We start from the raw sequence: 11,077 nt of genomic DNA on the forward strand, positions 1-11,077 counted from the left end.
GCCACCGACAGCGAGCGCCCCGACGGGAGCCAGCAGTGAACCGCACCACCCAGTCCCTGATCGCCGTGGTCGTCGCGCTCGGCGCCGTCACGGGGTACGCCACGTCCAGCGGCCCCGACGGCAAGGACGACGCCCCCGCGAAGGCCGCCGCACGCCTGCCCGTCGAGCGCACCAGCCTGCTCTGCCCGGTGCCCAGCGCCTCCGACCTCGCCGAGACCTCGTACACCGCCTACACCCCGAAGTCGCGCGGCGCCGCGAGCACGGGCAAGGCCGCACTCGTACCCGTGCTCAAGCAGCTGACGGACGTTCCGCAAGAGGGCACCAAGGGCAAGGAGACCAAGCCCTTCCTGACCCAGAAGAAGCCGGGCGAGGCGGTCGGCGGCGAGGAGTCCGGCGCCGAGGCGCCCGCGCTCATCGGCACCGCCGACGGCGCGCTCGCCCCCGGCTGGACCGTGCAGCAGACCACGACGTACTCGGCGGGCACCGGGCGCGGCGCGCACGGCACCAACTGCACCGCGCCCGACACCGACTTCTGGTTCCCGGCCGCGAGCACCGCCAAGGGCCGCAGCGACTACATCCACCTGACGAACCCCGACGACTCGGCGGCCGTCGTCGACGTGGAGCTGTTCGGTCCGGACGGCGAGGTCACCTCCCAGGTGGGCGAGGCCATCCAGGTCCAGCCGCACTCCAGCGTCCCCGTGCTGCTCTCCACGCTCGCCGACAAGCAGTACCCGAACCTCACGATGCACGTGACCGCGCGCAGCGGCCGGGTCGCGGCCGCCGTGCAGTCCGCCGACGAGAAGCTGGGCGGCGACTGGCTGCCCGCCACCGCCGACCCCGCGCCCGACGCCGTGCTGCCCGGCATCCCCAAGGACGCCACCTCGGTGCGCCTTGTCGCCTTCGCACCCGGCTCCGACGACGCCGACCTGAAGCTCCAGTTGGCCTCGCCGACCGGCACGATCACCCCGGCCGGACATGAGAACCTGCACGTCAAGGCCGGTATGACCGCCGCCGTGGACCTCGGTGACGTCACCAAGGGGGAGGCCGCCTCGCTGCTGCTCTCGCCGACCGACAAGGCGGTGCCCGTGGTGGCCGCCCTGCGCGTCACCCGCGGCAAGGGCAGCGCCCAGGAGACGGCGTTCATCCCGGCGACGAACGCGGCGGGCACGCGCGCGACAGTGGCCGACAACCGCGCCAAGGGCTCCACGCTCTCCCTGGTGGCCCCCGGCAAGTCGGCGAAGGTGAAGGTTACGGCCTCACCCGGCACCGAGGGCGGCACGCCCGCCACGAAGACGTACACGGTCAAGGGCGGCACGACGCTGGAGATCGCGAGGCCGCCGGTACCGGCCGGCCTGAAGGGCGCCTACGCCCTCACGGTGGAGCCGCTGTCCGGCGGCGAGGTCTACGGCTCGCGGATGCTGGCGCTGCCCGAGGACGGCGTCCCGATGTTCACCGTCCAGACGCTGCCGGACGACCGGGGGACGGTGGCGGTGCCGGAGGCGGAGCGGGACCTGACGGTGTTGCAGCGGTAGGCGCCGCCATGCGTCAGTGTTGCAGCGGTAGACGCCGCCGTGCGTCAGTCCTCGTCGCCGTAGCGCGGATCGACAGAGTCGGGGGAGAGGCCGAGCAGATCGGCGACCTGCTCGACGACCACCTCGTGCACCAGGGCGGCGCGCTCGTCGCGCCCCTTGGTGCGGATCTCCACGGGGCGGCGGTAGATGACGACGCGGGCGGGCCGCCCCTCGGACGCCGAGAGCGAGCCGCCGAGCGGCACCGCCTCGTCCTGCCACTCCCCGTCGGGCCCGCCGGGGCCACCCAGGGGCGGCACCTCCAGGACCAGGAACTCGATATCCGCGAGCTGCGGCCAGCGCCGCTCAAGACGCTCCACGGAGTCCTGCACGAGGTCCGTGAAGGCCTCCGCGCGGCTCGCGGAGAGCGGCACCTGGGGCGGCGCCACGGGCCCGCGCATGCCCCGGCCGTGGCGGTCGCGGCGACGGGGCCTCGGCTCTGCGGAGGGGAGCTGCACGGGGTCGTCCATCGGCTGTACGGGGTCGTCCATCACTGACGAAGCGTAGTCCTCGGAATCCCCCTTTCCGCGCGGTGCGCGGCATGTCGCTTCCTGACCGTTCCGGCCAGGCTTGGACTCGATTCCATATCGCTCCGGACCGTCGTTCTCGCGCCAAATGACCTGATTCCCGCCATGTGGTGACCGGATTCAACACCACCCGCCCCTCTGGTCACTGGCGTCTGCGCAGGTCAACGCCGCGCCCTCGCGGCCCACTGGTTCAAGGATCACCGCACGACACGGGGGAGTGACCTCGTGGAGAGTCGTCGCGGCCCGCTCAAGAGTGCGGTACCGTCCAACGTCGTGAGCCCTGTACGTCGCTGTTCGCGCACCGCTTGCGGCCGTCCCGCCGTCGCGACGCTGACGTACGTCTACGCCGACTCGACCGCGGTCCTCGGCCCCCTCGCCACCTACGCCGAACCCCACTGCTACGACCTGTGCGCCGAGCACTCCGAGCGCCTTACCGCGCCCCGGGGCTGGGAGGTCGTCAGGCTCGCCGACGCCTCCGGCCCGGCCCGCCCCTCCGGCGACGACCTCGAAGCGCTCGCCAACGCCGTGCGCGAGGCGGCACGCCCCCAGGAGCGCGCGGCCGAGGCGGGCGGAAGCGGGCGGCGCTCGGCGGACCCGATGGAGGTCGCGCGGCGCGGCCACCTCCGGGTGCTGCGCTCGCCGGATTCCTGAGCGGGCCGGACTCTCGGTGCTGAACGGGCCGGGCTCCTGCTGAGCGGGCGGCACTCCTGGCCCCTGAGCGGACCGCACTCCTGACGGCCCTTCACTGGACCTCTTGAGCGGGCCGCACTCCTGACGGCCCTTCACTGGATCTTCGCCATCCTCGCCCTCCGGCACGTTGACGTCCCTCCGTCGAGGCCGTGACGATTTCGCCACCCCACAGCCGGGAGGCGTTCCGTGTTCGTGCAGCAACTGGAGCCCGTGGCCGACTCGCTCGGCCTGTCCGCACTCGTCGCGACCCTGCCCCTCCTGACCGTCCTCGTCCTCCTCGGCGCCGTCCGCATGAAGGCGCACCGGGCGGGCCTCATCGGCCTCGCGGTCGCCGTCCTCGTCGCCTGGCTCGCGTACGGCATGCCGCTCGGCCAGACCGCCTCCAGCGCCGCGCAAGGGGCCCTCTTCGGGCTCTTCCCCATCCTGTGGATCGTCGTCAACGCCCTGTGGGTCTACCGCATGACCGTCCGCACCCGGCACTTCGACATCCTGCGCCGCTCCTTCGGGCGGCTCTCCGACGACCCCCGCATCCAGGCGCTCGTCATCGCCTTCTGCTTCGGGGCGCTCCTGGAGGCGCTCGCCGGCTTCGGGGCTCCCGTCGCGATCAGCGCGGTCATGCTCGTCGCCCTCGGCTTCGACCCCGTGCGTGCCGCCATCGTCGCCCTCGTCGCCAACACCGCGCCCGTCGCCTTCGGAGCCATGGGCACGCCCGTGGTGACGCTGGCTCAGGTCACCGGCATCCCGCTCGACACCGTCGCCACGGTCGTCGGCCGCCAGACCCCGCTGCTCGCCCTCGTCGTCCCGCTGCTCCTGGTGTTCCTCGTCGACGGGCGGCGCGGCCTCCGCGAGACCTGGGTGCCCGCGCTCGCGTGCGGGTTCGCCTTCGCCGCCGCCCAGTTCGCGGCCTCCAACTACGTCTCCGCGCAGCTCGCCGACATCGGCGCGGCCCTGGCGGGCGCGGGCGCGCTGGTGGCGGTGCCGCACGCGCGCAGGCCGGCCGCCGAGCCCGTACGCGCCGCGGTCCTGACGGGCGTACGCAGTGAAGACCTCGACCACGACGACCCGCGCCACGAGGTGCTGCGCGCCTACGCCCCCTACGCCCTGATCGTCGCCGTCTTCTCCCTCGCGCAGATACCGGCCGTCAAGGACCTCCTCACGAAGGCCACCCGCACCTTCGACTGGCCCCTCCTGGAGGTCGCCGACCCCTCGGGGGACCCGGTCGGCGGCAACGTCTTCTCGCTGCCGCTCCTGGCGACGGGCGGCACGCTCGTGCTGCTCGCCGGGGTGGTCACGGCCGCGGTCATCGGGGTGCACGCGCGCGTGGCGGTACGGGAATGGGCCGCCACCGTCCACGAACTGCGCTTCGCGATCCTCACCGTCACCTCCGTGCTGGCGCTCGCGTACGTCATGAACCTCTCGGGCCAGGCGGCGACGATCGGGCACTACGTGGCCGCCGCGGGGGCGGGCCTGGCCTTCCTCTCACCGGTGCTCGGCTGGTTCGGCGTCGCGGTGACCGGCTCCGACACCTCCGCCAACGCCCTCTTCGGCGCGCTCCAGGTGACGGCCGCTCAGCAGTCCGGGCTCTCGCCGGAACTGCTCGCCGCCGCCAACAGCTCCGGCGGCGTCCTCGGCAAGATGATCTCTCCGCAGAATCTGACGATCGCGTGCGCCGCCGTCGGACTCGCGGGCAAGGAGGGCGATCTGCTGCGCAAGGTGCTGCCGTGGAGCCTCGGTCTGCTCCTGGTGATGTGCCTGATCGTGGTGGGGCAGAGCACGGCGGTGCTCGGGTGGATGCTGCCGTGAGCAGGGGCCGGGGCGCGGCTTGATCGCCGCACGAGTTCGATGTCGGTGGTTGCGGGTAGTTTGGGACGACCGACGTGGGGTGACCGACGTACCGACGTCACTCGCAGAGCTTGCAGAGAGGGTTGGCCGTGACTGCTGATCTGTCCCAGATCGTGAAGGCGTACGACGTTCGCGGGGTGGTCCCGGACCAGTGGGACGAATCGCTCGCGGAATTGTTCGGGGCCGCTTTCGCGCAGGTCACGGCGGCGGACGCGATCGTGGTGGGGCATGACATGCGCCCCTCGTCGCCGGGCCTCTCGCGGGCCTTCGCGCGCGGGGCGGCGGCACGCGGCGTGGACGTCACGGAGATCGGGCTCTGCTCCACGGACCAGCTGTACTACGCCTCGGGCGCGCTGGACCTGCCGGGCGCGATGTTCACCGCCTCGCACAACCCCGCCCAGTACAACGGCATCAAGATGTGCCGCGCGGGCGCCGCCCCGGTGGGCCAGGACACCGGCCTCGCGGAGATCCGCGCCCTCGTGGAGGGCTGGCTCGCCACCGGCGGCCCCGAGGACGCGGCGAGCGCGGGCACCCTCACCCAGCGCGACACCCTCACCGACTACGCGGCGCACCTGCGCGGCCTCGTCGACCTGAGGGCCAACCGCGCGCTGAAGGTCGTCGTCGACGCGGGCAACGGCATGGGCGGGCACACAGTCCCCACCGTCTTCGAGGGCCTGCCCCTGGAGCTGGTGCCGATGTACTTCGAGCTGGACGGCACCTTCCCCAACCACGAGGCGAACCCCCTGGACCCGGCCAACATCGTGGACCTCCAGGAGCGCGTGCGCGCGGAGGGCGCCGACCTCGGCATCGCCTTCGACGGCGACGCGGACCGCTGCTTCGTGGTCGACGAGAACGGCGCCCCGGTCTCCCCCTCGGCCATCACCGCCCTGGTCGCCTCCCGCGAGCTGGCCAAGCACGGCGGCAAGGGCACGGTCATCCACAACCTGATCACCTCCTGGTCGGTCCCGGAGGTCGTCAAGGAGAACGGCGGCACGCCCGTGCGCACGCGCGTGGGCCACTCCTTCATCAAGGCCGAGATGGCGCGGACCGGCGCGATCTTCGGCGGCGAACACTCCGCGCACTACTACTTCAAGGACTTCTGGAACGCGGACACGGGCATGCTCGCCGCCCTCCACGTCCTGGCGGCCCTCGCCGAGCAGGACGGCCCGCTGTCCGGCCTCGTCGCGCAGTACGACCGCTACGCGGGCTCCGGAGAGATCAACTCCACGGTCGACGACCAGACCGCCCGCCTGGCCGCCATCAAGACGGCGTACGAGGGCCAGGACGGCGTCACCCTGGACGAGCTGGACGGCCTGACGGTGACCGCCGCCGACTGGTGGTTCAACGTCCGGGCCTCCAACACCGAGCCCCTGCTGCGGCTCAACGTCGAGGCGCGGGACGAGGCCACGATGGCCAAGGCCCGCGACGAGGCCCTGGCGATCATCCGCGGCTGACGCCCCACTGGCTGCCGCCCGCGGAGGCAGGACACCGTCACAGGCTGCCGCCCGCGGAGGCAGGACACCGTCACAGGCCGCCTCCCACGGAGGTAGGACCCCCCACGGGCCGCCTCCCACGGAGGTAGGCTGACCAGGCCGCATCCTGTGAGGCGGCACCGCGGCGTTCCGCACCCGCGGGGGCCACGGCGTCCCGCACCCACGGGGCCCGGGAGTCCCGCACCCGCAGGACCCGCCGCGCCCCGCACCACGAGGCCGCGCCACCGCCTCACAGAACCGCGAAACCTCACCACATCAGCTCGAAGGGACCCACCCCATGGCGCTCGAAGCCGGCCTCCTGGAGATCCTCGCCTGCCCGGCCTGCCACGCCCCCCTCAAGGAGACGGAGACCGAGCTGATCTGCACGGCGGACGCCAAGGAGTGCGGCCTGGCCTACCCGGTCCGCGACGGCATCCCCGTGCTCCTGGTCGACGAGGCCCGCCGCCCCGCCTGACGGCGCCCCGCGCAGAGGCGTCCCGCTCGGCACCCCCGCAGGGGACCCGGGCAGCGCACCCCGCGCAAGGGCACCCGCCCCGGCACGACCCAGCAGCGCGCGAAGCCGCGCACGGCGATCGGAGGCCTCACCCCCATGCTCGACGAGTCGCTGCTCGACGAACCCGAGGCGCTGGCCCGCGCCGACCGCCGCGGACTGCTGCGCGGCGCGGCGGAAGCGGGCGCCCGCGTCCGCACCGCGATCCGGCACGCCACGGAGGCCGGTCTCACGGACCTCAAGCCCGACGGCCGCCCCCGCGCCATCCTGATCGCGGGCCCGGGCACCGCCGCCGTCTGCGTGGCGGACCTCCTCGACGGCCTCGCCGGAGCGGGCTGCCCCGTCGTGCGGCTCGCCCCGACCGGCGTCGCCCCCGCCGCGGGCGCCCTGCGCTGGGCACTGCCCGGCTGGGTCGGCCCCGTGGACCTGCTGCTCATCGCCACCCCGGACGGCACCGAACCGGGCCTGACCCTCCTCGCCGAACAGGCGTACCGCCGCGGCTGCACGGTCGTCGCCGTCGCCCCCGCCCGCACCCCCCTCGCAGAGGGCGTGGAGGGCAGCCACGGCCTCACCGTCCCCCTGGCCACCTCGCCGTACGGCGCTTACGAAGGCGTGCACGACGAAACCGACCGGGACTCCGGCTCGTATGAGGCACGCCGCGTCGAGGACGAGGCCGCGCCCGGCGCGCCCTGCACCCTGTGGGCGCTCCTCGTCCCGCTCCTCGTGCTCCTGGACCGCACCGGCCTGATCGCCGCCCCCGTCGACGTACTCCAGAAGGTCGCCGACCGCCTCGACCGCGTGGCGGAACGCTGCGGTCCGGCCATCTCCACGTACAGCAACCCCGCCAAGACGCTCGCCGCCGAGCTGGCCGACGCGCTCCCGCTCATCTGGACCGAGGGCCAGTCCGCGGGCGCCGCCGGCCGCCGCTTCGCCGCCACCCTCGCCGAGCTGGCCGGGCACGCCGCGCTCGCCTGCGAGCTGCCCGAGGCCCTGCCCGCCCACGGCGCGCTCCTCTCGGGCAACCCCGGGGGCGGCGACGACACCGACGACTTCTTCCGCGACCGCGTCGACGACCAGGCCGCCCTCCGCGCGCGCGTGGTGCTGCTCCGCGACCGCCCGGTCGACGCCGGAGGCCTCTCGGCAGCCCCCGCCGCCCGCGAGCTGGCGCACGGCCACGACGTGGCGCTCAGCGAGCTGGAGCCGGAGGCGGGCGACGAGCTGGAAGCGCTCGCGGAGCTGATCGCCGTCACGGATTTCGCCGCCGTTTACCTGGCGCTCGCCTCGGGGGGCCGATCATGACCGGGCACGGGACCGCGCCGGTCCAGGCCCGGCACCGGGCCGCCCCGTTCACGGCCCGGCACCGGACCGCGCCCGCCTCGGTCAGGGCCGCAGCCCAGCATTCGCGTACGCAGCAGTAGCAAGGGAGACCCCCTCCGTGGACCGCCTCACCAACACCATCCGCCCCTACGCCTGGGGCTCCACGACCGCCCTCGCACAGCTCCTCGGCGTCGAGCCGAGCGGCGACCCGCAGGCCGAGATGTGGATGGGCGCCCACCCGGGCGCGCCCTCGCGCACCGAGCGCGGCGCGCTGAACGAGGTCATCGAGGCGGACCCGGAGCGCGAGCTCGGCCCGGAGGCGGTCGCCAAGTTCGGCCCGCGACTGCCCTTCCTCCTCAAGGTCCTCGCCGCGGGCGCCCCCCTCTCCCTCCAGGTGCACCCCGACCTCGCGCAGGCGAAGGAGGGGTACGCCGACGAGGAGCGCCGCGGTGTCCCCGTCGACGCCCCGAACCGCAACTACAAGGACGCCAACCACAAACCCGAACTGATCTGCGCCCTCACGCCGTTCGACGGCCTCTGCGGCTTCCGCGCCCCCGCCGAGACCGCCGACCTCCTGGAGGCCCTCGGCGTCGACTCCCTCAAGCCGTACGTCGACCTGCTGCGCGCCCACCCCGAAGAGGCCGCCCTGCGCGAGGTGCTGACGGCCGTGCTGAGTGCCGACCCCGAACAGATGGCCGAGACGGTCACCGCGTTCACGGCCGCCGCCCAGCGCCTCGGCGGCGCCTACGCCCCGTACGCCGACCTCGCCCACCACTATCCCGGCGACCCGGGGGTCATCGCGGCGATGCTCCTCAATCACGTACGACTCCAGCCCGGCGAGGCCCTGTTCCTCGGCGCCGGCGTCCCGCACGCCTACCTCGACGGCCTCGGCGTAGAGATCATGGCCAACTCCGACAACGTCCTGCGCTGCGGCCTGACCCCCAAACACGTCGACATCCCCGAACTCCTGCGCGTCGTCCGCTTCGAGGCGGCCGACCCGGGCGTCCTGCGCCCCGAGGCGTCACCCGCGGGCGAAGAGGTGTACGAGACGCCGATCGACGAGTTCCGCCTCTCCCGCCTCGTCCTGCCCGAGGGCGCGGCCCCGCACGACCTCACCGCCGCCACCCCCCAGATCCTGCTCTGCACCGCGGGCACGGTCCACGCGGGCGAACTGCCCCTGACACCCGGACAGTCCGCATTCGTCCCCGCCGGGGAAAAGGCCGAAGTGTCCGGAGTAGGCACGGTTTTCCGGGCCACTGTGGTGGCCTGACGCGCCGATACCCTCCCGTGCTGCAACAATGACCCACCGCAAAGGGCGGGCAAAGCACTTCTCATCAGCGACGGCCCGGCACACACGAAGGCGAAGGGACCCCCGGCACTTATGAGCGCGTCAGGCGGAACAAAGGCGATTGTCGCGGCACTCGCCGCGAACCTCGCGATCGCGGTGGCGAAGTTCGTCGCGTTCATCTTCAGCGGCTCGTCCTCGATGCTCGCCGAGAGCGTCCACTCGCTCGCGGACTCGGGCAACCAAGGACTGCTGCTCCTCGGCGGCAAGAAGGCCCAGCGCGAGGCGACCCCGCAACACCCCTTCGGCTACGGCCGCGAGCGCTACATCTACGCCTTCCTCGTCTCGATCGTCCTCTTCTCGGTCGGCGGCATGTTCGCGATCTACGAGGGCTACGAGAAGATCAAGAACCCGCACGAGATCGAGCACTGGTACTGGCCCGTCGGCGTCCTGGTGTTCGCGATCATCGCGGAGACCTTCTCCTTCCGCACCGCCATCAAGGAGTCCAACCTCCTGCGCGGCAACCTCTCCTGGACGCAGTTCGTCCGCCGCGCGAAGGCCCCCGAGCTGCCGGTCGTCCTCCTGGAGGACCTCGGCGCGCTGGTCGGCCTGGTCCTCGCCCTCGGCGGCGTCAGCATCGCCCTCGCCACCGGCGACGGCGTCTGGGACGGCATCGGCACGCTCTGCATCGGCGTCCTGCTCATCGCGATCGCGATCATCCTCGCCGCGGAGACCAAGTCCCTGCTGCTGGGCGAGGCCGCGGGCGTCGACCAGGTCGAGAAGATCGAGAAGGCCCTGGTCGACGGCGACACGGTCACCAAGGTCATCCACATGCGCACGCTCCACCTCGGCCCCGAGGAACTGCTCGTCGCCGCGAAGGTCGCCGTCCAGCACGACGACACCGCCGCGGAGGTCGCCGCCGCGATCAACGCCGCAGAGGACCGCATCCGCGCCGCGGTCCCGATCGCCCGCGTTATCTACCTCGAACCGGACATCTTCAGCGAGTCGGCGGCAGCCGAGGGCACCAACCCCGGAAAGTCACCCGGCGCCCACTGACCCTCGCTCTCGTACGTAGGTACGTACGTCGATGGGGCCCCGCACCTTGCTGGTGCGGGGCCCCATCTCGGTACTGGGGAGGGGCCTACTGGACCTCCCGCAGCACGTCAAGGATCGCGACGTCATCCGGCGCCGCCACCAGCCGCTCCCGGAAGCCCGTGTCCATCAGCTTCCGCGACAGCAGCGCGAGGATCCGCAGATGCTCGTCCCCGGCGGCCGCCTCCGGCACGGAGATCATGAAGATCAGCTTGGCCTTCGTACCGTCGAGCGACCCCCACTCGACGCCCTCCGCAGACCGGGCGAACCCCACGACGGGCGCGTCCACGGCATCGGTCTTGGCATGCGGAATGGCGATTTCCTCGCCGAGCCCGGTGGTCCCCTGCTCCTCGCGCCGTAGCGCGGTCCGCACCAGCTCCTCCACGTCGTTGACCCGGCCCGTGGCGGCGAGGAGCGCGGCCATCTCCCGGATCGCCGCGTCCTTGTCGCGAGCGGCCAACTGGACCTTCACGGTCCGCTCGGTGAGATAGCCGGAGAGGACTTCGGTGGCGTCGGCCGACGAAGCGGAAGCCGGAGCCGGAGCCGAAGCGGAAGCGGGAGCCGCAGGCTGAGCCGAAGCGGAAGCCGAAGCCGCAGCCGGAGCGGAAGCCGGGGTCGAAGCCGGAGCCGGAGCGGAAGCCGGGGCCGAAGCCGAACTCGAAGCCGAAGCGGAAGCCGGAGCCGAAGCGGAAGCCGAAGCCGCAGCGGAAGCCGAATCCGAAGCCGAACTCGAAGCCGGAGCCGGAGCGGGAGCCGCAGGCTGAGCCGACGGC

General features: G+C 73.0%; 11 protein-coding genes. 9 read left to right on the plus strand and 2 right to left on the minus strand.

All coding sequences use genetic code 11. The features are described from left to right. Positions 1-35: 35 nt before the first annotated feature. Positions 36-1,532, plus strand: a complete 1,497-nt coding sequence (locus tag GKQ77_RS18630) for a DUF5719 family protein (RefSeq protein ID WP_219690009.1) — start codon at positions 36-38, stop codon at positions 1,530-1,532. A gap of 44 nt (positions 1,533-1,576) precedes the next feature. Here GKQ77_RS18630 and GKQ77_RS18635 read toward each other — a convergent pair whose 3' ends face one another. Then, the gene (locus tag GKQ77_RS18635; RefSeq protein WP_258021533.1) at positions 1,577-2,059 is read right to left on the minus strand and encodes a metallopeptidase family protein; all 483 of its coding nucleotides are present in this window, start codon (positions 2,057-2,059) and stop codon (positions 1,577-1,579) included. Between the two features lie 261 nt (positions 2,060-2,320). Here GKQ77_RS18635 and GKQ77_RS18640 point away from each other — a divergent pair, with 261 nt between their 5' ends. The 8 genes from GKQ77_RS18640 to GKQ77_RS18670 all read left to right on the plus strand — a co-directional run bounded on the left by GKQ77_RS18640 (position 2,321) and on the right by GKQ77_RS18670 (position 10,268). Further along, positions 2,321-2,746 carry a DUF3499 domain-containing protein gene (locus GKQ77_RS18640; protein WP_125513140.1) on the plus strand — a complete coding sequence of 142 codons (426 nt, stop codon included), beginning with the start codon at positions 2,321-2,323 and terminating at the stop codon, positions 2,744-2,746. 225 nt (positions 2,747-2,971) lie between these two features. Then, on the plus strand, positions 2,972-4,588 hold the full coding sequence (locus tag GKQ77_RS18645) for an L-lactate permease (RefSeq protein ID WP_219690011.1): 1,617 nt from the start codon (positions 2,972-2,974) through the stop codon (positions 4,586-4,588). Positions 4,589-4,716: 128 nt separating this feature from the next. Further along, positions 4,717-6,081, plus strand: coding sequence for a phosphomannomutase/phosphoglucomutase (locus GKQ77_RS18650; protein ID WP_219690013.1), 1,365 nt, complete (start codon positions 4,717-4,719; stop codon positions 6,079-6,081). Positions 6,082-6,397: 316 nt separating this feature from the next. Next, complete coding sequence (locus GKQ77_RS18655) at positions 6,398-6,574, plus strand: Trm112 family protein (RefSeq protein WP_125513137.1); 177 nt, start codon at positions 6,398-6,400, stop codon at positions 6,572-6,574. Between the two features lie 135 nt (positions 6,575-6,709). Next, the gene (locus GKQ77_RS18660) at positions 6,710-7,909 is read left to right on the plus strand and encodes an SIS domain-containing protein (RefSeq protein WP_219690015.1); all 1,200 of its coding nucleotides are present in this window, start codon (positions 6,710-6,712) and stop codon (positions 7,907-7,909) included. After that, positions 7,906-8,028 (plus strand): hypothetical protein, encoded by a 123-nt coding sequence (locus GKQ77_RS33470; protein WP_258021535.1) that lies wholly within the window; start codon positions 7,906-7,908, stop codon positions 8,026-8,028. The genes GKQ77_RS18660 and GKQ77_RS33470 overlap by 4 nt, the downstream gene beginning before the upstream one ends. A gap of 17 nt (positions 8,029-8,045) precedes the next feature. Further along, positions 8,046-9,197 carry a mannose-6-phosphate isomerase, class I gene (gene manA / locus GKQ77_RS18665; RefSeq protein ID WP_219690018.1) on the plus strand — a complete coding sequence of 384 codons (1,152 nt, stop codon included), beginning with the start codon at positions 8,046-8,048 and terminating at the stop codon, positions 9,195-9,197. A 111-nt stretch (positions 9,198-9,308) separates the two neighbouring features. Next, positions 9,309-10,268, plus strand: a complete 960-nt coding sequence (locus tag GKQ77_RS18670) for a cation diffusion facilitator family transporter (RefSeq protein ID WP_219690019.1) — start codon at positions 9,309-9,311, stop codon at positions 10,266-10,268. A gap of 85 nt (positions 10,269-10,353) precedes the next feature. Here GKQ77_RS18670 and GKQ77_RS18675 read toward each other — a convergent pair. Beyond that, a partial coding sequence (locus tag GKQ77_RS18675; protein ID WP_219690021.1) for a PTS sugar transporter subunit IIA occupies positions 10,354-11,077 on the minus strand: 724 nt, incomplete at its 5' end.

Origin of the sequence: Streptomyces anatolicus, from assembly GCF_019400875.1 — a bacterium.
In the GTDB taxonomy this organism is placed as follows: domain Bacteria; phylum Actinomycetota; class Actinomycetes; order Streptomycetales; family Streptomycetaceae; genus Streptomyces; species Streptomyces anatolicus.